Annotated in this window: 21 protein-coding genes; 17 read left to right on the forward strand and 4 right to left on the reverse strand. The window is 71.4% G+C overall.

Annotation, left to right across the window (positions count from 1 at the left end; all coding sequences use genetic code 11):
* Positions 1 to 24: 24 nt before the first annotated feature.
* Both galK and QQ657_RS06480 read right to left on the reverse strand, forming a co-directional pair.
* The gene (gene galK / locus QQ657_RS06475; RefSeq protein WP_284741135.1) at positions 25 to 1,209 is read right to left on the reverse strand and encodes a galactokinase; all 1,185 of its coding nucleotides are present in this window, start codon (positions 1,207 to 1,209) and stop codon (positions 25 to 27) included.
* Positions 1,206 to 1,922: an iron-dependent transcriptional repressor DtxR gene (locus tag QQ657_RS06480; RefSeq protein WP_284741136.1), complete on the reverse strand. Its 717-nt coding sequence runs from the start codon at positions 1,920 to 1,922 to the stop codon at positions 1,206 to 1,208. Before QQ657_RS06480 ends, galK begins: the two co-directional genes overlap by 4 nt.
* A 113-nt stretch (positions 1,923 to 2,035) precedes the next feature.
* Here QQ657_RS06480 and QQ657_RS06485 point away from each other — a divergent pair, with 113 nt between their 5' ends.
* From QQ657_RS06485 to QQ657_RS06500, 4 genes are all read left to right on the forward strand, one after another.
* A complete protein-coding gene (locus QQ657_RS06485) occupies positions 2,036 to 2,881 on the forward strand; it encodes a sulfurtransferase (protein WP_284741137.1) in 846 nt (281 codons plus the stop codon).
* A gap of 420 nt (positions 2,882 to 3,301) precedes the next feature.
* Positions 3,302 to 4,471 (forward strand): acetoin utilization protein AcuC, encoded by a 1,170-nt coding sequence (locus QQ657_RS06490; protein ID WP_284741138.1) that lies wholly within the window; start codon positions 3,302 to 3,304, stop codon positions 4,469 to 4,471.
* A 2-nt stretch (positions 4,472 to 4,473) separates the two neighbouring features.
* Positions 4,474 to 7,155, forward strand: coding sequence for a bifunctional acetate--CoA ligase family protein/GNAT family N-acetyltransferase (locus QQ657_RS06495; protein ID WP_284741139.1), 2,682 nt, complete (start codon positions 4,474 to 4,476; stop codon positions 7,153 to 7,155).
* Positions 7,156 to 7,158: 3 nt separating this feature from the next.
* Positions 7,159 to 8,289 (forward strand): serine hydrolase domain-containing protein, encoded by a 1,131-nt coding sequence (locus QQ657_RS06500; protein ID WP_284741140.1) that lies wholly within the window; start codon positions 7,159 to 7,161, stop codon positions 8,287 to 8,289.
* Between the two features lie 66 nt (positions 8,290 to 8,355).
* On the opposite strand, the gene QQ657_RS06505 is transcribed toward QQ657_RS06500, so the two are convergent.
* Both QQ657_RS06505 and QQ657_RS06510 read right to left on the reverse strand, forming a co-directional pair.
* Positions 8,356 to 9,378 (reverse strand): acyl-CoA dehydrogenase family protein, encoded by a 1,023-nt coding sequence (locus QQ657_RS06505; RefSeq protein WP_284741141.1) that lies wholly within the window; start codon positions 9,376 to 9,378, stop codon positions 8,356 to 8,358.
* Between the two features lie 9 nt (positions 9,379 to 9,387).
* Positions 9,388 to 10,548 carry an acyl-CoA dehydrogenase family protein gene (locus QQ657_RS06510; protein WP_284741142.1) on the reverse strand — a complete coding sequence of 387 codons (1,161 nt, stop codon included), beginning with the start codon at positions 10,546 to 10,548 and terminating at the stop codon, positions 9,388 to 9,390.
* Positions 10,549 to 10,618: 70 nt separating this feature from the next.
* Here QQ657_RS06510 and QQ657_RS06515 point away from each other — a divergent pair, with 70 nt between their 5' ends.
* The 13 genes from QQ657_RS06515 to QQ657_RS06575 all read left to right on the forward strand — a co-directional run bounded on the left by QQ657_RS06515 (position 10,619) and on the right by QQ657_RS06575 (position 22,167).
* Positions 10,619 to 10,810 (forward strand): ferredoxin, encoded by a 192-nt coding sequence (locus tag QQ657_RS06515; protein WP_284741143.1) that lies wholly within the window; start codon positions 10,619 to 10,621, stop codon positions 10,808 to 10,810.
* 82 nt (positions 10,811 to 10,892) lie between these two features.
* On the forward strand, positions 10,893 to 11,750 hold the full coding sequence (locus QQ657_RS06520; protein ID WP_284741144.1) for a 3-oxoacyl-ACP reductase: 858 nt from the start codon (positions 10,893 to 10,895) through the stop codon (positions 11,748 to 11,750).
* Complete coding sequence (locus tag QQ657_RS06525) at positions 11,747 to 12,511, forward strand: glucose 1-dehydrogenase (RefSeq protein ID WP_284741145.1); 765 nt, start codon at positions 11,747 to 11,749, stop codon at positions 12,509 to 12,511. Before QQ657_RS06520 ends, QQ657_RS06525 begins: the two co-directional genes overlap by 4 nt.
* A 95-nt stretch (positions 12,512 to 12,606) precedes the next feature.
* On the forward strand, positions 12,607 to 13,395 hold the full coding sequence (locus tag QQ657_RS06530; protein ID WP_155542112.1) for an MlaE family ABC transporter permease: 789 nt from the start codon (positions 12,607 to 12,609) through the stop codon (positions 13,393 to 13,395).
* Positions 13,395 to 14,243, forward strand: a complete 849-nt coding sequence (locus QQ657_RS06535) for an MlaE family ABC transporter permease (protein WP_284741146.1) — start codon at positions 13,395 to 13,397, stop codon at positions 14,241 to 14,243. Before QQ657_RS06530 ends, QQ657_RS06535 begins: the two co-directional genes overlap by 1 nt.
* Positions 14,240 to 15,571 carry an MCE family protein gene (locus QQ657_RS06540; RefSeq protein WP_284741147.1) on the forward strand — a complete coding sequence of 444 codons (1,332 nt, stop codon included), beginning with the start codon at positions 14,240 to 14,242 and terminating at the stop codon, positions 15,569 to 15,571. Before QQ657_RS06535 ends, QQ657_RS06540 begins: the two co-directional genes overlap by 4 nt.
* A complete protein-coding gene (locus QQ657_RS06545) occupies positions 15,568 to 16,617 on the forward strand; it encodes an MCE family protein (protein ID WP_284741148.1) in 1,050 nt (349 codons plus the stop codon). Before QQ657_RS06540 ends, QQ657_RS06545 begins: the two co-directional genes overlap by 4 nt.
* On the forward strand, positions 16,614 to 17,645 hold the full coding sequence (locus QQ657_RS06550; protein ID WP_284741149.1) for an MlaD family protein: 1,032 nt from the start codon (positions 16,614 to 16,616) through the stop codon (positions 17,643 to 17,645). Before QQ657_RS06545 ends, QQ657_RS06550 begins: the two co-directional genes overlap by 4 nt.
* Complete coding sequence (locus tag QQ657_RS06555) at positions 17,642 to 18,835, forward strand: MCE family protein (protein WP_284741150.1); 1,194 nt, start codon at positions 17,642 to 17,644, stop codon at positions 18,833 to 18,835. The genes QQ657_RS06550 and QQ657_RS06555 overlap by 4 nt, the downstream gene beginning before the upstream one ends.
* On the forward strand, positions 18,832 to 19,977 hold the full coding sequence (locus QQ657_RS06560) for an MCE family protein (RefSeq protein WP_284741151.1): 1,146 nt from the start codon (positions 18,832 to 18,834) through the stop codon (positions 19,975 to 19,977). Before QQ657_RS06555 ends, QQ657_RS06560 begins: the two co-directional genes overlap by 4 nt.
* The gene (locus QQ657_RS06565; protein WP_284741152.1) at positions 19,974 to 21,209 is read left to right on the forward strand and encodes an MCE family protein; all 1,236 of its coding nucleotides are present in this window, start codon (positions 19,974 to 19,976) and stop codon (positions 21,207 to 21,209) included. Before QQ657_RS06560 ends, QQ657_RS06565 begins: the two co-directional genes overlap by 4 nt.
* Complete coding sequence (locus QQ657_RS06570) at positions 21,206 to 21,688, forward strand: Rv1363c family protein (RefSeq protein WP_284741153.1); 483 nt, start codon at positions 21,206 to 21,208, stop codon at positions 21,686 to 21,688. The genes QQ657_RS06565 and QQ657_RS06570 overlap by 4 nt, the downstream gene beginning before the upstream one ends.
* On the forward strand, positions 21,685 to 22,167 hold the full coding sequence (locus QQ657_RS06575) for a hypothetical protein (protein ID WP_284741154.1): 483 nt from the start codon (positions 21,685 to 21,687) through the stop codon (positions 22,165 to 22,167). Before QQ657_RS06570 ends, QQ657_RS06575 begins: the two co-directional genes overlap by 4 nt.
* Positions 22,168 to 22,191: the final 24 nt, after the last annotated feature.

Below are 22,191 nucleotides of genomic sequence, written 5' to 3' on the forward strand. Positions count from 1 at the left end.
TGCCCCGGACGGACCCGCGCGGCCTCAGCGCTCGTCGCGCCCGGCGCCGCGGGAGGGCACCGCGGTGAACATCCGCGGCCGCCGGTAACCGGCCTTCTCGTACGCCGCTTCGACGGCCGCCTTGACCCCGTCCAGGTCGGCGTCGCGGACCAGCGCGATCGCCGAGCCGCCGAAACCGCCGCCGGTCATCCGGGAGCCCAGGGCGCCGGCCCCCCGCGCCGAGTCGACCGCGAGGTCCAGCTCGGCCGTGGAGATCCGGTAGTCGTCGCGCATGCTGACGTGCGAGGCGTCCAGGTACGGGCCGATGTCGGCCAGCCGGCCGGCGCGCAGCAGTTCGACCACTTCGAGGACCCGCTGGTTCTCGGTGACGACGTGCCGCACCAGCGGCACCAGGTCGTCGGGCAGCCGGTCGAGGGCCGCGGAGAGCCCTTCGACGGTGATGTCGCGCAGCGCCTTGACGCCGAGCAGCTCGGCGGCCCGCTCGGTGCCGCGGCGGCGCTCGCCGTACCCGCCCTCGGCGTGCGAGTGCTTCGTGCGGGTGTCCATGATCAGCACCTGCAGCCCGGCCTCGGCCAGGCCGAACGGCACCTGCTCCTGCTCGCCCGACCGGACGTCGAGGAACAGCACGTGCGATTCGGTGCAGCAGAGGGACGCCGTCTGGTCGAGCAGGCCGGTGGGCGCGCCGACGAAGTCGTTCTCCGAACGCTGGACCCACCGGGCGACCTCGGGCCGCGTCGGGACGCGGTCGCCGGACGCGCCCAGCTCCAGCCCGGCCAGGCCCAGCAACGCCAGCGAGACCGCGCACTCGAGCGCGTGGGAGGAGGACAGCCCCGCCCCCGACGGCACGTCCCCGGCGATGACCAGGTCGGCGCCGGCCGGAAAGCCCTGGTCGCGCAGCACCCAGGCGACGCCTGCCGGGTACGCGGCCCACCCGTCGACGGTGCCCGGCGCCAGGTCGGCGATCTTGAGCTCGCCGGAGCGCTGGAGCTGGCCGTCGTCGCCCAGGGTCGCCACGGACAGGACGCCGTCCTCGCGGGGCGACGCCGCCGCGGCCAGGCGGTGCGGCAGGGCGAACGGCAGCACGAAGCCGTCGTTGTAGTCGGTGTGCTCGCCGATCAGGTTGACGCGCCCCGGCGCGGACCACACGCCGGCGGGCTCGCCGCCGTGCACCGTGCGGAACGCCGCCGCGGCCTCCGAGGCCGGGCTCACCTGGCCAGCGCCAGGACGGCGTGCAGCGCGGAGCTGGCGACCTGGGCGGTGGTGTCCCCGCCGGTGACCTCGACGGTGCCGCCGTTGGCCCGGCCGATGGTGACCGTGCCGCCCGGCACGATGCCGACGGACTTGAGCTCGGTCATCAGCGACTCGTCCAGCTGGACGTGCTCGGCGATGCGCCGGATCTCGACGCGGCCGCCGCCGGTGCGGGCGAACTCGTCGAGCCGGACGAGGTCGGCCTCGGCGGGCGGTGCCGGGTCGCCGTCGCCCAGCTTGTCCAGACCGGGGATCGGGTTGCCGTAGGGGGAGGTGGTCGGGTGGTCGAGGAGCTTGACCAGCTTGCGCTCGACGGCCTCGCTCATCACGTGCTCCCACCGGCACGCCTCGTTGTGCACGTGCTCCCACTCGAGGCCGATGACGTCGACGAGGAGGCGCTCGGCCAAGCGGTGCTTGCGCATGACGGCGATGGCCAGTTCGCGGCCGTGGTCGGTCAGCTGGAGGTGCCGGTCGTCGGCCACCACGACCAGCCCGTCGCGCTCCATCCGGGCGACGGTCTGGCTCACGGTCGGGCCGCTCTGCTGCAGGCGCTCGGCGATGCGGGCGCGCAGCGGGACGACACCTTCTTCTTCGAGTTCGTAGATCGTACGCAAGTACATCTCGGTGGTGTCGATGAGATCGTTCACGCTGTCCCCTTCGTCCGCGTTGCTCATCGTAGTCGTTGACCCCGACAGCGGCGGGGGGCCTTGCGGATAACAACTCGCCGGTGACGGATATGTCCGCACCCCGGCGCGGCCGGGCCGGCGGCCGCTGGAAGATGGGAGGCATGCGTCCGCTGATCAGCACCACCGACCTCGCCGCCGCGCTGGCCGGCCCGGCGGGGGACCGGCCCGTCGTCCTCGACGTCCGCTGGCGGCTCGCCGGCCCGCCCGGCGCCGATTCGTACCGCGAGGGCCACGTGCCCGGCGCGGTGTTCACCGACCTCGACCGCGTGCTCGCGGGCGAGCCGGGCGAGGGCGGCCGGCACCCGCTGCCCGCCCCGGCCGACCTCCAGCGCGACCTGCGCGCGGCCGGCGTGCGTGCGGCCGCGCCGGTGGTGGTCTACGACGACGCCGACGGCTCGGTGGCGGCGCGGGCGTGGTGGCTGCTGCGCTGGGCCGGCCACGACGAGGTAGCGGTGCTCGACGGCGGTTACGCTGCGTGGACTAGCGGCGGTCACCCGGTGAGCACGGAACCGGCGCGGCCGGAGCCCGGGGACATCACGGTCCGCCCGGGCGGCATGCCGGTGCTCGACGCAGACGAAGCGGCGGCGCTGGCCCGCGACGGCCTCCTGCTCGACGCCCGCGCGACACCGCGCTACACGGGCGAGACCGAGCCGGTCGACCCACGGGCCGGCCACATCCCGGGCGCGGTGAACGCCCCGTTCGCGGCCCACACAGCCGACGACGGCCACTGGCGCGCGCCCGAGGAGCTGGCGGCCCGGTTCGCGGACCTGGGCCTGCGCCCGGGCGAGCCGGTCGCGGCGTACTGCGGCTCGGGGGTCACGGCGAGCTCGGTGGTGCTGGCCCTGGAGCTGGCGGGCCACCCGGGCGCAGGGCTGTACGCGGGCTCGTGGTCCCACTGGTCCCGCAACCCGGACCGCCCAGCGGCGACGGGCACCCTCCCCGGCTGAGCGGAGCCTTCACGAGATCGGCGATGCCGGGCGCTGCCCGCGCCCGGCTAAGCGCTGCCCGCGGCTCCAGCCCGACTCGTTCGGGCCGGGCCGGGCAGGCTGGGGGCTCCCCGCGGCCCGACGTGGCTTGTCCGCCGAGGCCGGGCTCGGCTGGGCGCTGCCCGCGGACCTGGCGTGGTTTGTCCGGCGCGGCCGGGCCGAACAAACCGCTACCTGCAGCACGGCATGGCTCCCCACAGCCCGATGCCTGGCTGAGCGCTGCCTGCGACTCAGCGCGGCTCTCCCGCGGCTCGGGCCGGGCGCCGCGCTGCCCGGCGTCCGCTCGCACCCGGCGTGAGCGGCAACCGCCGCGGGCCGGGGAGCTCCGCCGCCGGTTCGCCCAGGGCACAGATTCCTCCGATCGGCACTACAGTCGACCGCATGGCGCCGGCTGTTGTTTGGGACTCCGCTCTGCTCGGCTATGACCTGGGCGGGGACCACCCGTTCAACCCCGTCCGGCTGGAGCTCACCGTCCGGCTGGCCACCGAGCTCGGCGTGCTCGACGACGTCCCCCTCCTCGTCCCCACCAGCGCCGGGGACGAAGAACTGCTCCGCATCCACGCCCCCGAATACATCGCCGCTGTGCGGGAGGCGCCGCTTGTCGGGTGGGATGTCGGGCATGGGCTCGGGACCTCCGACAACCCCGTCTTCTCCGACATGCACGATGCCTCCGCGCTCGTCGTCGGCTCGACGCTGCTCGCCGCCCGGAAGATCGCCGAAGGCGAAGCCACCCGGGCCGTCAACATCGCCGGGGGCCTGCACCACGCCATGCGCGACCAGGCTTCCGGCTTCTGCGTCTACAACGACTGTGCTGTCGCCATAAGCTGGCTGCTCGACCACGGCTTCGAGCGCATCGCCTACATCGACACCGACGTCCACCACGGCGACGGCGTCCAAGCCGCCTTCTACGACGACCCGCGCGTCCTCACCATCTCGATGCACCAGCACCCCTTCACGCTCTGGCCGGGCACCGGCTACTCCGGCGAGACCGGCCGCGGGAAGGCCGACGGCACCTCCGTCAACGTCCCGCTGCCGCCGCGGACCCGGGATCCCGGGTGGCTGCGCGCCTTCAACGCCGTCGTCCCCTCGCTGCTCGCCGACTTCGAGCCGCAGCTGCTGTTCACCCAGTGCGGCGTCGACTCGCACGAGGAAGACCCGCTGGCCGACCTCTCGCTGTCCGTCGACGGGCACCGCACCATCTACGCCACCCTCCGCGACCTCGCCGAGACGTACGCCGGCGGCAAGTGGATCGCCGTCGGCGGGGGCGGGTACCAGCTGATCCGGGTCGTCCCGCGGTCGTGGACGCACCTGATCGCCACCGTCCTCGACCGGGACGTCGCCCCGGCCACGCCGCTGCCGCCCGGCTGGGTCTCCACCGTCACCAAGGCCGCGCCGCACGCCGAGCTGCCGACGGCGATGACCGACGACCGCGAGACCCAGTTCAAGCCGTGGGGCGACGGCGAAGACGACCCGGTCGACGTCGCCGTCCGGGACACCCGCCGGGCCGTTTTCCCGTTGCACGGTCTCGACCCGGACGACCCCAGGGACTGACGATGGCCGGCCGGGACCCCTTCGACTACCCCCGCGACTGGGAGGCCGACGTCGTGCTGTCCGACGGCGGCACCGTCCACCTGCGCCCGGTCGTCCCCACCGACGCCGACGGCCTCGTCGCCTTCCACGGCAAGCTGTCCGAGCGCACCCGCTACTTCCGCTACTTCGGCGCCTACCCGCGGATCCCCGAGAAGGACCTGAAGCGCTTCTCGACCGTCGACCACCACGACCGCGTCGCGTTCGCCGCCTTCCTGGGCGACGACATCGTCGCGGTCGGCCGGTACGAACGGCTCGACCACGGTCCCTCGGCCGAAGTCGCCTTCGTCGTCAGCGACGCCCATCAGGGCCGCGGTCTCGGCTCGATCCTCCTGGAACACCTCGCCGCGGCCGCCTCCGAATGCGGGCTGCGCCGGTTCGTCGCCGAGGTGCTCGCCGAGAACGCCGCCATGGTGCGGGTCTTCCGCGACGCCGGTTACCAGGTCAGCCGCGAGATCGAGGAAGGCGTGCTGCACCTGGAGTTCGACATCGACCCGACCGAGGAGTCCCTCGCCGTCGCGCGCTCCCGGGAACAAGCCGCCGAAGCACGCAGCGTGCACAACCTGCTGCATCCCACCTCGGTCGCGGTGATCGGCGCGTCCGCGGAGCCGGGCAAGGTCGGGCACGTCGCCTTCGCGAACCTCCTGGCCGCCGCGTTCACCGGCACCGTCTACCCGGTCAACCCGGAGCACCACTCGGTCCGCGGCGTCCGCGCGTACGCGTCGGTGCTCGACATCCCGGACCAGGTCGACCTGGCCGTCGTCGCGGTGCCAGCCGAGGCCGTCGAGTCCGTTTTGGACGCTTGCCTCGCGAAAGGCGTCAAGACGCTGCTGATCCTCTCCAGCGGCTTCGCCGAAGCCGGGCCGCACGGCCTGCACGCCGAGCTGCGGCTGGTCGGGGAGGCGCGGGCGCACGGCATGCGCGTCGTCGGCCCGAACGCGCTCGGCGTGCTGAACACCGCGCCCGGCATCCGGCTCAACGCCACCCTCGCGCCGCGCCTGCCCGTGCGCGGGCGCACCGGGTTCTTCTGCCAGTCCGGCGCGCTGGGCACCGCGATCCTCGCCGACGCCGAGTCGCGCGGGCTCGGGCTCTCGACGTTCGTCTCGGCCGGCAACCGCGCCGACGTCTCGGGCAACGACCTGCTCCAGTACTGGGAAACCGACCCGGACACCGACCTCGTCCTGCTGTACCTCGAGTCCTTCGGCAACCCGCGCAAGTTCGCGCGCCTGGCCAGGAGGCTCGCGCGGACGAAGCCGATCGTCGCGGTGAAGTCGGGGCGGCACGCCGTCCGCCCGCAGCTCGCCGCGACGTCGACCGAGATCGACGAAGCCAGCGTCCAGGCCCTGTTCGAGCAGGCCGGTGTCGTGCGCGTCGAGTCGCTGGCGCAGCTGTTCGACACCGCGCTCGTGTTCGCCCACCAGCCGCTGCCCGCCGGGCCGCGGGTCGCGATCGTCGGCAACTCCAGCGCGATCGGGCTGCTGGCCGCCGACACCGCGCGGATGCAGGGACTGCGGCTGGCGTTCGACCCGGTGGACGTCGGCCCGCAGGCCGGGCCGGACGACTTCGCCAAGGCAGTCGGCGAAGCGCTCACCTCGCCGGACACCGACGCGCTGGTCGTCGTGTTCGCGCCGCCGGTGGCCATTCCCGGCACGGCGTACGCACGCGCTCTGCGCGAAACCGTCGTCGAACTGGGGCAGCGCAAGCCGATCGTCTCGACGTTCCTGGCCGCCGAAGGCGTCCCGGACGAACTTGCCGTCCTGACCGAGGACGGGACGCCGACGCGCGGCTCGATCCCGTCGTACCCGAGCCCCGAACGCGCGGTGACCGCCCTCGCCCGGGTCATCCGGTACGCCGCGTGGCGGCAGCGCCCGCAGGGCACGCTCGTGACGCCGTCCGGGATCCACACCGAGCAGGCGCAGGTGATCGTGCGCGAGCTCCTGGAAAGCGAGAGCGGCCGGACGACGCTGCTGTCCGACACCGACGTCGTGCGGTTGCTGGGCTGCTACGGCATCGACGTCGTCCCGTTCCGCGTCGCGTCCACAGTGGACGAAGCCGTCGCGGCGGCGGCCGAGCTGGGCTACCCGGTGACGCTCAAGGCCGTCGACGAGCGGCTGCGCGGCCGCCCCGACCTGGCCGGGGTGCGGCTCGACCTCGCCTCCGAAGAAGCCGTGCGCACCGCCTACGAAACGCTGCGCGAGATCTCCGATGACGACGACGTGTACGTCCAGCGGATGGCCCCGAAGGGCCTGTCGTGCGTGATCGGGCTGCAGGACGACCCGTCGTTCGGCACGCTCGTGTCGTTCGGGCTGTCCGGGCTGGTCAGCACGCTGCTGGGCGACCGCGCCTACCGGGCGGTGCCGCTCACCGACGTCGACGCGGCCACGCTGCTGCGCGAGCCGCGGACGGCGCCGCTGCTCACCGGCTACCGCGGCGACGAGCCCGCCGACCTCGCCGCCCTGCAGGACATGGTGCTGCGCGTCGCCGCGCTGGCCGAGGACAACCCGGAGGTGCGGTCCCTGGTGCTCGACCCGATCCTGGCGTCGCCGGACGGCGCCTTCGTCGCCAACGCCCGCCTCGTGCTGGGGCCGCCGCCGTCCCGGCCCGACACCGGCCCGCGGCGCCTGCGTGCCATCAACCCCCTGGACTGAGTCGTGCTGACCGAACTGCTGAAGCAGCACGCCGCGGACGTGCCCGGCGCGGTGGCCCTCGTCGCGCACGGCGACCAGGTCGAGGCGGCGGCGGTGGGCTCGGCCGACGCCGGCGGCACCGTGCCGATGGCGCGGGACTCGCTGTTCCGCGTCGCGTCGCTGACCAAGCCGATCGTCGCGGCGGCCGTCATGCTGCTCGTCGACGACGGCGAGCTCGCGCTGGACGACCCGATCGCGCGGTGGCTGCCGGAGCTGGCGTCGCCGGTGGTCGTGCGGACGCCGGCCGGGCCGGTCGACGACGTCGTGCCCGCGGCCCGTCCGATCACGGTGGCCGACCTGCTGACGTTCCGGTGCGGCTACGGCCTCGCGGCGGACATGACGCTGCCCGCGGTCGACCTGCTGCTGCAGGTGCTGGGCCACCCGGCGGCGGCGTCGCGGGCGTTGGCGCCGGACGCGTGGACGGCCGCGCTGGCGCAGGTGCCGCTGCTGCACCAGCCGGGGGAGGCGTGGCTCTACGACACCGGTTCGGACATCCAGGGCGTGCTGGTCGCGCGGGTGTCGGGCCGGCCGCTGCCGGAGTTCCTGGCGGAGCGGCTGTTCGAGCCGCTGGGCATGGCCGACACCGGGTTCTTCGTGCCGACGGCGGCGCTGGGCCGGTTCACCAGCGCGTACCGGCGGGGCGAGGCGGGGCTGCGGCTGATCGACTCGCCGGAGGGGCGGTGGAGCGCGGCGCCGCCGTTCCCGTCCGGCTCGGCGGGCCTGGTTTCGACGGCGGACGACCTGCTCGCGTTCGGCCGGTTCCTGCTGGCCGAGGGGAGGGCAGGCGACCACCGGCTGCTGACGCCGGAGTCGGTGCGCCGGATGACCACCGATCACCTGACCCCGGCCCAGCGCGAGGCCGGGCGGGTGTTCCTGCACGGCCAGGGCTGGGGATACGGCGGCGCGGTCGACGTCGAGGCGAAGCAGCTGTGGCAGGTCCCCGGCCGCTACGGCTGGGTCGGCGGCGCGGGCACGGCCTGGCACCTGCTCCCGGCGACGGGCACGGTGACGGTGCTGCTCACGCAGGTGGAGATGACGAGCCCGGAACCGACCCGCCTGATGCGCGAGTTCTGGACCTACGCGGCTTCGAGCTGACTCGGGCCCAAGCCATGAGGGGCACCTTCATGGCTTTTAGGTCCATGAGGGTGCCCCTCATGGACTTCAGGCGTCCGCGGCCAGCTCGGTGCCCAGGGCGAGGAGCTGCGAGGTCGACCCGCCCAGCAGGAACTCCAGGCGCTTCGCCGCCGTGAAGTAGCGGTGGACCTCGTGGTCCACGTCGATGCCGACGCCGCCGTGGATGTGGACCGTCGTGTGGGCCACCCGGTGGCCCGCCTCCGACGCCCAGAACTTGGCGGTCGCCACCGCTTCCGCCGAGGGCAGGTCCGACGCCAGCCGCCAGGCCGCCTGCAGCGACGTCAGCCGCACCGCCTCCACGTCCACGTACGCGTCCGCCAGCCGCTGGCGGACCGCCTGGAACCCGCCGATCACGTGGTCGAACTGCTTGCGCTCGGCCGCGTAGGCCGCTGTCAGCTCCAGCGCCCGCTCGACCACGCCGAGCTGCTGCGCGCACACCCCGGCCGTCCCGCGCAGGCGCAGCCATTCGCCGATGTCGCCCAGCGAAATCCCCGGCACTCCGGACAATTCGAGCAGACAAGCGTCCGCGTGGTCGGTCGTCTGCTGCGGCCGCACCGTCACGCCGGGCGCCGCGGCGTCGACCAGGAAGACCTCGCCGGAAGCCGCCACGAGGAAGCCGTTCGCGAACGCGCCGAAGTGCACCGCGGACTGCGAGCCCGAAAGCACTCCGTCAGAAGCGGTGAAACCGGTCAGCGCCACCGCTAGAACGCGTTCTCCTCGCAGCACCGGCAGCACCCAGCGGTCCACCAGCTCCGGCGTGCCGAACTCGGCCAGCGCCGACGCCGCCATCGTGATCGATGGCAGGTAGGGGACCGCCGCCACCGCGCGGCCGATCTCGGTCAGCACCGCGCACTGCTCCAGCAGGCCGAAACCGCCGCCGCCCAGCGACGACGGCAGTGCCGCGTCGAGCACGCCCGCCTGGCCCAGGGCCGTCCACAGTGGAGCGTCGAAGCCGCCGGTGCCGTGCGGGTCGTGGGTGACCTTGTCGGCGAGGATCCGCCGGGTCAGCGCCGCCAGGTCGGCCGACGCCTCGGAAGGGGTGAAGTCCATGGGACGCTCCTAGCGCGTGACGGGCAGGCCGAGGGCGGTCGCGGCGATCATGTCCCGCTGGATCTCGTTGGTGCCGCCGCCGAAGGTGAGGATCAGCGCCGAGCGGTGCAGCCGCTCGATCCGCCCGGCCAGCAGCGCGCCCGGCGAGCCGTCGCGGACGACAGCCGCCGCGCCGAGCACCTCCATCAGCAGCCGGTAGGCCTCGATCGCGAACTCCGTGCCGTACACCTTCGTCGCCGACGCGTCCGCCGGGCCGAGCTCGCTCGCCGCGGCCGCCCAGGCGATCCGCCAGTTCCGCAGCTTCAGGTACTCCGCGCCGGCGTGCACCCGCGCGAGGTGCACCCGCACCCACTCCTGGTCGATGGCGCCGGTCTCCTTCGCCCACGCCAGCACGTCGGCGAGGGCCTTGCGGACCGGCGCCGACGACGTCAGCGCGACGCGCTCGTGGTTGAGCTGGTTGGTGATCAGCGGCCAGCCCGCGTTCTCCTCGGCGACGCGCGCCGACACCGGCACGCGCACGCCGTCGTAGTACGTCGCGCTCGTCCCGGCGCCCGCGACCGTGCGCACCTTGGTCCAGGAGAACCCCTCCGACGACGTCGGCACGATCAGCATCGACAGGCCGCGGTGCTTCTTCGCGTCGGGGTCGGTCCGGACGGCGAGCCACACGTAGTCGGCGTACTCGATCAGGCTGGTCCACATCTTCTGCCCGGTGACGACGTACTCGTCGCCGTCGCGCACCGCGCGCGTCCGCAGCGACGCCAGGTCGGTGCCGGCCTCCGGTTCGGAGTAGCCGATCGAGAAGTGCAGCTCGCCGGCGGCGATCTTCGGCAGGTAGAACGCCTTCTGCTCGTCGGTGCCGTAGCGCATGATGGTCGGCCCGACGGTGTTCACCGTCAGGAACGGGACCGGCACCCCGGCGACGGCCGCTTCATCGGTGAAGATGAGCTGGTCGAGCATCGGCCGGCCCTGGCCGCCGTACTCCGCCGGCCAGCCGAGCGCGAGCCAGCCGTCCTTGCCCAGCTGCCGGACGATCTCCTTGTACGCCACGCCGTCGCCGTACTCGTCGCCCGCGCGGAGGCTTTCCCGCCGCTCGGGCGTCATCAGCTCGGCGAAGTACTCCCGGAGCTCCGCGGCCAGCGCCCGCTGCTCCGGTGTGTAGTCGATCCGCACCCGTCACCTCGATCCGGCGTTATAGTAGAACCTGTTCTAGTTGTACCAGGACTCACGCGGCGGAGGAAGCATGGAGATCGGCGTCGATCGTTCGCTCTGCGAGGCGAACGCGGTGTGCGTGGGGTTCGCGCCGGACGTCTTCGACCTGGACGACGACGAGGAACTCGTCATCCAGTCGGGGCCGGTACCGGAAGGTCGGATAGAACAGGTTACAGATGCTGTGAAGGGTTGTCCTAAGAACGCCCTGTTCATCACCAGTTAGCGGTGTTCACTCAAGGGCTTGCCCTCGACAAGAACAGATTCTAATGTAGGCCCGATCACCGGACTCGACGAGGAGGCCTCGCGTGACCCTGACCGGCAGGACAGCCATCGTCACCGGCGCCGCCGCGGGCCTGGGGCGGGCCGAAGCGCTCGCCCTGGCCGGGCAGGGCGCCACCGTCGTCGTCAACGACATCGGTGAGCCGAAGGACGTCGTCGAAGAAATCGAAGCGGCCGGCGGCAAGGCCGTCGCGGTCGCCGGCGACGTCGGGGAGCGGGCCACCGCGGACGCCCTCGTGGCCGCCGCGCTCGACCTCGGCGGGCTCGACATCGTCGTGAACAACGCGGGCGTGCTGCGCGACAAGATGCTCTTCTCGATGTCCGACGACGACTGGGACACCGTGCTGCGCGTCCACCTGCGCGGCCACTTCCTGTTGTCCCGCAACGCCACCAAGTACTGGCGGGACAAGTCCAAAGAAGACGGACAGCCGGTGTACGGGCGGCTGATCAACACCGCGTCCGAAGCCTTCCTCATCGGCTCGCCCGGCCAGCCCAACTACGCCGCGGCGAAGGCCGGCATCACCGCGCTCACCATGTCGGCCGCCCGCGGCCTGGCCAAGTACGGCGTCCGCGCCAACGCGATCTGCCCTCGCGCGCGGACGGCGATGACCGAGGGCGTGTTCGGTGCTCCTCCCGCCGAGGGTGCCGATCCGCTCTCGGTCGAACACGTCGCACCTTTCGTCGCCTACCTCGCCTCGCCCGCGGCCGAGCACGTCAACGGCCAGGTGTTCGTCGTCCACGGCGGCACGGTCGCCCTGGTCGAGGCCCCGCGGATCGAGCAGCGCTGGTCCCTCGACGAGCTCGACACGTCGGTCAGCGCGTTCTTCGCCGAGCGCGACCCCGGCCGCATGTTCGCCGCCACCGAGATCCTGGGAGAGTCATGAGGCTGGACGGGAAGATCGCCCTGATCACCGGCGCCGCGCGCGGCCAGGGCGCGGCCGCCGCGCGCGCGTTCGTCGCCGAAGGCGCGAAGGTGCTGATCGCCGACATCCTCGACGACGAGGGCAAGCAGCTCGCCGCCGAGCTCGGCGAGCAGGCCGTCTACCAGCACCTCGACGTCGGCGACGAGGACGGCTGGGTCACCGCCCTCGAGCGCGTGACCACCGAGTTCGGCGCGCCGAACGTGCTGGTCAACAACGCGGGGATCCTCCATTTCTCGGAACTGGGCAAGACGAAGCTGGCCGATTACGAGCGCGTGATCCGGGTGAACCAGATCGGGGCGTTTCTCGGGATGCGCTCGGTCGTTGAACCGATGACCGCCGCCGGCGGTGGCTCCATCGTCAACGTGTCCTCTGTGGAGGGTCTGGCCGGGATGCCGTACCTCGTCGCCTACACCGCGAGCAAGTTCGCCATCCGCGGGATGACCAAGGTCGCGGCGATGGAGCTCGGCAAGAAGCACATCCGGGTCAACTCGGTCCACCCCGGCGCGATCGACACGCAGATGGTCGAGACCGCCGCCGGCGGGCAGAAAGTCGACATGTCGTACGTCGGGAAGAAGGTCGCGCTCGGGCGCGTCGGACAGCCCGAGGACGTGGCGAAACTGGTGCTGTTCCTCGCCAGTGACGAAAGCGCGTACTGCACGGGAGCGGAGTTCGTCGCGGACGGTGGCGCCACGGCGTCGCACGCCCTCAACCTCAGCTTCTGAAGTTTCCGACAGAGATCAGTTAACACCGCTAACGAAAATCGGGCACCGGGTATGGAGAACACTCGGAGGTCAGCGACGACCTACTGGGAGGTGTGGTGAGCGAGAGCACGGGCACGCTCCCGGGAACCGCGGCCCTGACCCAGGTCGGGCGCCTCGCGACGCTGTCCTGGGAAGTCCTGCGCGCGATCTTCAAGCGCCCCTTCCAGACCCGCGAGTGGATCCAGCAGTGCTGGTTCTTCGCCAGCGTCACGATCCTGCCGACCGCGCTCGTCGCCATCCCGTTCGGCGCCGTCATCGCGTTGCAGCTCGGTTCGCTGACCGCGCAGATCGGCGCGCAGTCGTTCACCGGCGCGGCCAGCGCGCTGGCCATTGTGCAGCAGGCGAGCCCGCTGATCACCGCGTTGCTCGTGGCCGGTGCCGGCGGCAGCGCGGTCTGCGCGGACATCGGCGCGCGCAAGATCCGCGAAGAGATCGACGCCATGGAGGTCCTCGGCGTCAACCCGATCCAGCGCCTCATCGTGCCGCGCGTGCTCGCCGCGATGGTCGTTTCGGTGCTGCTCAACGGCTTGGTCAGCGTCGTCGGCGTCCTCGGCGGCTACTTCTTCAACGTCGTCCTCCAAGGCGGCACGCCCGGTGCGTACCTGGCCAGCTTCAACGCCCTGGCGCAGGTGCCGGACCTCTGGGTCAGCGAGATCAAGGCGCTGCTGTACGGCTTCGTCGCCGGGGTCGTCGCCGCGTTCCGCGGGCTGAACCCGCCGCCCGGGCCGAAGGGCGTCGGCGACGCGGTCAACCAGGCCGTCGTCATCACGTTCCTGCTGCTGTTCCTGATCAACGTCGTGCTGACCGCGATCTACCTGCGGATCGTCCCGCCGAAGGCCATGTGATGACGGCGGAGCCCCTCGACCAGGACCGGACGCTCGAGTACATCGCGCGCCCGGGCCAGAGCCTGGAAGGTCTGGGCAAGCAGCTCGCCTTCGCCGCGAAGGCGCTCGCCTGGTCGCCGCGCACGATCCGCCGCTACAGCCGGGAAACACTGCGGCTGCTGACCGAGGTCTGCTTCGGCACGGGCGGCCTCGCCGTCATCGGCGGCACGCTCGGCGTGATGATCGGGATGACGTTGTTCACCGGTCTCATCGTCGGCCTGCAGGGCTACTCCGCGCTGAACCAGCTCGGCACGGCCGCGCTCACCGGCTTCATCTCCGCTTACTTCAACACTCGCGAGGTCGCGCCGCTCTCGGCCGGGCTCGCGCTGAGCGCGACCGTCGGCTGCGGCTTCACCGCGCAGCTCGGCGCGATGCGGATCTCCGAGGAGATCGACGCGCTCGAAGTCATGGGCGTGCCGAGCATGCCGTACCTGGTGACGACGCGGGTGCTCGCCGGTGTCGCCGCGGTGATCCCGCTGTACGCGGTCGGCCTGCTCTCGAGCTACCTCGCGTCCCGGCAGATCACCATCTGGCTCTACGGCCAGTCCGCGGGCACCTACGACCACTACTTCACGCTCTTCTTGCCTCCCGGGGACGTCCTCTGGTCGTTCGGGAAGGTGATCGTGTTCAGCGTGCTCGTGATCCTTTCCCATTGCTACTACGGCTTCAACGCGAGCGGCGGCCCGGCCGGGGTCGGCGTGGCGGTCGGCCGCGCGGTGCGGACGTCGATCGTGCTGATCTCGGTGCTGGACTTCTTCCTCAGCCTGGCGATCTGGGGCGCGAACACCACGGTGAGGATCTCGGGATGAGGCGCGAGCTCTGGCAGCGGCTCCGGTACCAGGTGCTGGGGCTGGCCTTCCTGCTCGTGGCCGCGCTGTTCATCGCGTTCACACTCGCCGTCTACAACAAGGCCTTCACGCCGGTGACGCTGGTGAAGCTGGAGACCGACCGCGTCGGCAGCCAGCTGCGCACGGGCGGCGACGTCAAGGTCCGCGGCATGCTCGTCGGCGAAGTCCGGTCGGTGCTGGCGAAGGGCGACCACGCCGAGCTGGAGCTGGCCCTCGACCCGGACAAGACGCACGTGATCCCGAAAAACGTCTCGGCGCGGCTGCTGCCCAAGACGCTCTTCGGTGAGCGGTACGTCGCCCTGCAGCTGCCCGAGGCTTCCGTGTCTTCGCAAGGCCCGATCAAGGCCGGTGACGTCATCCCGCAGGACCGCAGCAGCACCGCGATCGAGCTGCAGAAGGTGCTCGACGACGTGATGCCGCTGCTGCAGGCCGTCCAGCCGGAGAAGCTGTCGAGCACGCTGACGGCGGTGTCGACCGCGCTCGAGGGCCGCGGCAAGCAGCTCGGCCAGACCCTCGTGCAGCTGAGCGACTACCTCGGCAAGCTCAACCCGTCGCTGCCGGACGTCAAGGCCGACATCACCGGGCTCGCGAACGTCGCGGACACCTACGACAAGGCGGCGCCGGACCTGCTGCAGGCGCTGTCCGACCTGACGACGACGAGCCGGACGATCGTCGACCAGCGCGCCCAGCTGACCGACCTCTACGCCACCGTCACCGCGGCTTCGGTGGACCTGACGAGCTTCCTGCAGGTCAACAAGGACAACCTGATCCGGCTCACCACGGCGGTCCAGCCGACGCTGGACGTGCTCGCCAAGTACGCGCCCGAGTACCCGTGCCTGCTCGAACAGCTCGCCGGTGAGGTCGGGCCGGCCGAGCTGGCATTCGGCAAGGGCACCGCGCACCCCGAGGTCAGCCGGGTCACCATCGAGTTCGCCGCCAGCCGCGGCAAGTACCTGCCCGGCGTCGACGAGCCGAAGTACGAGGACAAGCGCGGGCCGCGCTGCTACCCGCAGGTCCCGAAACCGGGCGTCTGGCCGCAGTACCCGCCCGACGGCGCGATCAAGGACGGCTCCAGCAAGCCCGCGCCGCCGAAGTCGCCGTCCGGTGAGCTGCCCGCCGGTGGTGGTGCCGTCGGCGGCGACGGGTCGATCGTGGGCTCGTCCTACGAGCGGGACCTGATCGACCTGCTCGCCTCGCCCGCGCTCGGGACGTCGCCCGGCGACGTGCCCGGCTGGGCCGGCCTGCTCGTGGGGCCGCTCTACCGCGGGGCGGAGGTGGAGCTGAAGTGAGGAGTTTCGTCCCGTCCCTGGTGAAGCTCGCGGTGTTCGCCGTCGTCACCGTGCTGTTCACCGGCGTCCTCGCAGCCACCATCGCGAACACCAACTTCGGCGAGACGTCGGGCTACCTGGCGAAGTTCACCGACGCGTCCGGCCTCAAGGAAGGCGACGACGTCCGCATCGCCGGGGTCAAGGTCGGCCAGGTCGACACGATCGAGGTCGTCGGTGCAACCACAGCTGGCGAGCAGAACCTCGCCCAGGTGCGGTTCGACGTCGAGCACACCTACCGGCTGCCGGAGACGGTGACCGCGACGATCAAGTACCGCAACCTCGTCGGCCAGCGCTACCTCGCGCTCGGCACCGACGTCCCGGGCGCCAAGGCGCTGGCCGACGGCGGCACGATCCCGCCCGAGCGCACCAAGCCCGCGTTGAACCTCACCGTGCTGTTCAACGGCTTCAAGCCGCTGTTCAAGGCGTTGAGCCCCAAGGACGTCAACCAGCTTTCGGCCGAGATCATCAGCGTCTTCCAGGGCGAGGGCGGCACGATCACCAGCCTGCTGCAGCACACCGCGTCGCTCACCACCGCGATCGCGAGCAAGGACCAGGTGATCGGGCAGGTCATCGCGAACCTCAACACCGTGCTCGGCACGGTCAACGCCCACGGCCCGCAGCTCGGCGACCTCATCGAGCAGACCCAGAAGCTCGTCAGCGGGCTGGCCGAGCAGCGCAAGCCGATCGGCGACGCGGTCAGCGCGCTCGGCGACCTCGCGGTGTCCACGACCGGACTGCTCGCCGACGCGCGCCCGGCGCTGAAGGACGACGTCGCGCAGCTCGGCGTCCTGTCGCAGAACCTCGGCGACTCCGGTGAGCTGGTCAACCACCTGCTCGAGGTGCTGCCGGGCAACCTGCAGAAGTTCACCCGGACCCTGAGCTACGGCAGCTGGTTCAACTACTACCTGTGCGGGATCACCGGCACCATCGGCATTTCCTCGCTCGACATCACCCTGCCGATCATCCCCATTCCCGGCACGCAACGCGCGGAGAGGTGTGGTCCGTGAAACGGCTGAAGGATCGCAACCAGGCCGCCGTCGGCGCGGTCGCGCTCGTGCTGATCGTGCTCGTCACGGCCACGACGTACTTCTCCGACCAGCTCCCGTTCTTCGGCAACGGCACGACGTACTCGGCCTACTTCGGCGAGTCCGCCGGGCTGGCGCCGGACAACGAGGTCGAGGTCGCCGGCGTGAAGGTCGGCACGGTGTCGTCGGTGACGCTGGCCGGCAAGCAGGTGCTGGTTCGCTTCCGAGTCAAGGACGTCCGCGTCGGCGACGCGACGACCGCGTCCATCGAGATCAAGACGCTGCTGGGGGAGAAGTACCTCGCGCTCGACCCGAAGGGCGGCGGCGCGCAGGAACCGGACGCGACGATCCCGCAGGCCCGCACGCGCACGCCGTTCCAGCTGCAGGACGCGTTCGAGCAGCTGTCGACGACGGTCGGCGACATCGACACGAAACAGCTCGCGGACAGCTTCAACGCGCTGTCCGACAGCCTCAAGGACAGCCCGCAGTACCTGAAGGACACGCTGACCGGCTTGTCGTCGCTGGCCAAGACCGTGTCCTCGCGCGACAACGACCTGCACACGCTGCTGGCCAACACGAGCCAGGTGTCGAAGACGCTGTCCGACCGCAACGCCCAGCTGCAACGCGTGATCAGCGACGGCAACCTGCTGCTCACCGAGCTGCAGAACCGCAAGACCGCGATCCACGCGCTGCTCACCGGCACCCAGCAGCTCTCGCAGCAGCTGTCCGGGCTCGTCGCGGACAACCGCGCGCAGCTCAAGCCGACGCTGGACAAGCTCGGGAAGGTGACCGACATCCTGCAGCGCAACCAGGGCAACCTCGACCAGAGCCTCAAGCTGATGGCGCCGTTCGCCCGCGTCGGCGCGAACGCCACCGGCAACGGCCGCTGGTTCGAGGGCTACCTGTGCGGGCTGCTGCCGCCGACGATCACCGCCGGCGGGCTGCACATCAACCCCGAGGGCTGCACCCCGCCGATCGCGGCGCCGAACCAGGGGGTGGGCGGCCGATGACCATCCGGACCTACCGCGGGCGGAGCCTGGTGACGTGGCTGGCCTTCGCCTGCATCGTCGCGCTGGTCGTCATCGCCGGGCTGTGGCTGGTGTTCCGCGCCTCCACCGGCACGACGCTCTCGGCGTACTTCGGCAAGACCGTCGGGCTCTACGCGGGCTCGTCGGTGCGGGTGCTGGGCGTGCCGGTCGGGCAGGTCACCGACGTCACGCCGCAGGGCGACGCGGTGCGCGTGGACATGCGGGTCGACGACGTGCAGCTGCCGGCCGACGTCGGCGCGGTCGTCGTCGCGCCGAGCCTGGTCAGCGACCGGTACGTCCAGCTGACCCCGGCCTACGACAGCGGCCCGACCCTGGCCACCGGCACGGTGCTGGCGAAGGACCGCACGGCGACGCCGGTGGAGCTGGACGACCTGTACTCCAGCCTGGACAAGCTGTCGACGGCACTGGGGCCCAACGGCGCCAACAAGGACGGCGCGCTGTCCGGCGTCCTGGACACCGCCGCCGACGCGTTGAAGGGCAACGGTGCTTCGCTGAACTCGACGGTCGGGCAGCTGGCCGACCTCGCGAAGACCCTGGACGGCTCGAAGGACGACCTGTTCTCGACCGTGCAGAACCTGAACTCCTTCACCGGCGCCCTGGCCCAGAGTGACCAGCAGCTCAACGAGTTCTACGGGCGCGTCGCCGACGTCAGCCAGTTCCTCGCCGCCGACTCCTCCGACGTCGGTGCGGCACTGCAGTCGCTCGGTGGCGCGCTCGGCGACGTCCAGCAGTTCGTCAACGACAACAAGGGCGCCCTGGAGTCCAATGTGGACAAGCTGGCGTCGCTGTCGAAGGTCCTGGTCGACCAGCGCGCGTCGCTCGCCGAGGTCCTCGACATCGCCCCGACCGGCGCCACCAACTTCATCAACTCCTACGACGCCGCGTCGGGCACGATCGCCGTCCGCGACAACCTCAACGAGCTCACCAACCCGCCGATCCTCACCGTGTGCCGGCTGATCAGCGCGGGCACGCCCAAGGAAATCCCGGACACGCTGGGGAACATCTGCAAGCAGCTCGCGCCGGTGCTCGACGGCGTGCTGAAGCTGCCGACGATCCCGCAGGTGCTCAACTCCTTGCAGAACGGCACCCTCCCGCCGTTGCCGCTCCCGCTCGTCGACGTGATGGAGCAGCTTGCGGGGGGTGCGAAGTGAAGCGGCTCGCGGGAGTGCTCGCCGGGGTGCTCGTGCTGGCGGCCTGCAGCGACGGCGGGTTCAACGGCCTCTACGGCACGCCGCTGCCGGGCGGCGCCGATGTCGGCGACCACCCCTACCGCGTCACCGCGTTGTTCACCGATGTGCTCGACCTGGTGCCGCAGTCCAGCGTCAAGGTCAACGACGTCGCGGTCGGGCGGGTCGACAAGATCAGCCTGACGCCGGACACCCGGTCCGCGCTGGTCGCGATGACCGTCAACGGCGACATCGCACTGCCCGCCAACGCCCACGCCGAGCTGAAGCAGTCTTCACTTCTGGGAGAGAAGTTCGTCGAGCTGAGCGTGCCGACGGCGGAGCCCGCGTCTGGGAAACTGAGTGAGGGCGCGCAGATCCCGCTCGGGCGCACCAACCGCAACCCCGAAGTCGAGGAGGTGCTCGGCGCGCTTTCCCTGCTGCTCAACGGCGGCGGCGTCGAGCAGATCCAGAAGATCAGCCACGAGCTGAACGACGCGCTGTCGGGCAACGAGCCGGAGATCCGCGCGCTGCTGTCGCGAGTGGACGAACTGGCGACCCAGCTCGACGGGCACCGGACCGAGATCCTCCGCGCGATCGACGGGCTCGGGAAGCTGTCCCACACCTTGACCGGGCAGACGCAGAATCTCTCCAACGCGCTCGACAACCTCGCGCCGGGCCTGAAGATCGTCACCGACCAGCGTGACCAGCTCGTCGGCATGCTCAACGCGTTGAACACGCTCTCCGGCGTCGCTACCGACACGGTCACGAAGAGCCGTGACCAGCTCGTCGCGAACCTCAAGGCGTTGCAGCCGACGCTGACCAAGCTCGGCGAGGCCGGTTCCGACCTGCCGAACGCGCTGCAGATCCTGCTCACGTACCCGTTCCCGGACTACGCGGGCAACGTGATCAAGGGCGACTACGCGAACGTCGAGGCGAACGTGAACCTCGACCTGGACACGCTGATCCAGAACTTCACGAACTCGTCGCAGCCGCCGATCGCGCTGCCTTCCGGACAGCCTTCCGCCGTCGCGCCGCCCTTGCCGTTGCCGGATCTCGGGTCGTCCGGGCAGACCGGCGGCACCGGGCTCCTGGGCGGCCTGCTCGGCCTGATCGGGGGCGGCAAGTGACCACGCGCAAGATCCGGATCCAGCTGGTGGCGTTCGTCGTCATCGCGGTGGTGTCGGTCGTCTACGCCGGCGGCCGGTACGCCGGGCTGGACCGGCTCTTCGGCAACCGCGGCTACGTCGTCACCGCGCAGCTGACCGACTCCGGCGGCATCTTCGTCAACTCCGAGGTCGCCTACCGCGGGGTCACGGTCGGGCGGGTGACCGGGATGACGCTGACCGAGCACGGCGTCGACGTCGCGCTGGACATCGACTCCGGCGCCCCGGACATCCCGGCCGACGCGCACGCGCAGGTGGCGAACCGGTCGGCGGTGGGGGAGCAGTTCGTCGACCTGCTGCCGCAGCACAACGGCGGTCCGTACTTGACGGACGGGTCCGTGATCACGGCGGACAAGACGTCGCTGCCGCCGTCGCCGGACACCGTGCTGACCCACCTCGACGACCTGGTCGCGAGCGTGCACCCGGATTCGCTGCGGACGGTCGTCGACGAGACGTACAACGCGTTCGCCGGCGCGGGCCCGGAGCTGCAGCAGCTCCTGGACAGCACCAAGTCGCTGACGTCCGTGGCCACGCAGTACATCCCGGAAACGCAAGGCCTGCTGGCGAATTCGCGAGTCGTGCTGGACACGCAGGAACGCCAGGCCGCGAACATCACCGACTTCGCTTCCGGTTTGAAGACGATCGCGGGTCAGCTCAAGACGTCCGATCCGGACCTCCGGCGGGTGATCGCGCAGGCCCCGCAGCTGAGCCGCCAGATCAGCGACGTGCTCGCGGCTTCGGGGACCGACCTGGGCGTGCTGTTCGCGAACCTGCTGACCACCGCGCAGATCACGACGTCGCGCAAGGACGCGATCGAGGAACTGCTGGTGGCGTACCCGATCATCTCGGCGTTCTCGCCGTCGACGTCCCCGGACGGCACCGGGCACCTGGGCGTGGTGCTGAACTTCTTCGACCCGGCTTCGTGCACGAAGGGCTACGAAGGGACGAAGCAGCGTCCGGCGAACGACGAGTCCGAGGCGCCGGTGAACATGAACGCGTACTGCGCCGAGCCGCCGGGCAGCCCGACGGGGGTGCGCGGGTCGCAGAACGCGCCCTACGCGGGCAAGCCGCCGGCGATCCCGGCCGCGCCTTCGCAGACCGCGTCGGCGCCCGCGCAGGCCCAGCTGCCGGGGATGCTGAGCCTGCTGACCGGGCCGTCGGCGGGTGGGCTGGGCAAGCTGCTGGGCGCGCCGTGAAGGTCCTGGTCGTCGCCGCGGTGCTTTCCGTGCTGGCGGCTTTGGGCGCGGGTTATGCGTGGTGGCGGGCCGCTTCGGACGACTCCGCGGCGCGTGGCCGGGAGCGCGACGCGGTGCTGGCGGCGGCGGGCCCGGAGCTGGTCACGCTGAACACGATCGACTACCGCTCGGCGGGCGCGGCCGTGGACCGCTGGATCGGGGCTTCGACGGGCCAGTACGGCAAGGACCTCGCGGGCGACCGTCAGGTGCAGATCGACCGGGCCACGACGGCTCGCACGGTGTCCTCCGCCTCGCTGGTCCAGGCAGCGGTGACGGAGATCGATGTCTCGAAGGGAACGGCGCGGCTCTTGGCGGTGCTGGACGTCCGGGTTTCGACCGGCGGCGCGGCGGTCACTCCACGCTTGAACCGGCTCACGGTGGACGTTTCGCGCGCTCCGGATGGCTGGAAGATCGCGGGCGTCCAGGCGGCGGGCTCATGACGCGGGTGCTGGCTTTGGTCGTGGCGGTGGCCCTGGGCTGCGCGGTGTGGTTCGGCATCGAGACGGCTTCGCTGTCCCCGGGCGACAACCAGGCATTGGTGGACCCGGCGGCGACTGCTGCTGTTTCTTCCGAGGTGAGCGACGCGGTGAAGTCGGTGTTCTCGTACGACTACGCGAACCTGGCTCGTACCGAGCGGGCGGCGTCGGAGGTGCTGACGGGCGAGGCGGTCGGCCAGTACCGCGCCCAGTTCGCCTCGGCACGGACCCGGGCCACTTCGGAGAAGCTGGTCCGGACGACGACTGTGCGGGCGGTCGGGGTGCGGACGTTGGTGGGTGATGATGCTTCGCTGTTGTTGTTCCTGGACCAGCAGACGGTGACCCAGGGCGGGGGAGCGCCGTCGTCTTCCGTGGCTCAGCTGGCGGTGACGGCGAAGCGGATCGACGGTCACTGGAAACTTGCGACGCTCACGGCGCTTTAGGACGTTCAGGTTCCTCGGTTTTCA

The organism is Amycolatopsis ponsaeliensis (assembly GCF_030182635.1).
In the GTDB taxonomy this organism is placed as follows: domain Bacteria; phylum Actinomycetota; class Actinomycetes; order Mycobacteriales; family Pseudonocardiaceae; genus Amycolatopsis; species Amycolatopsis ponsaeliensis.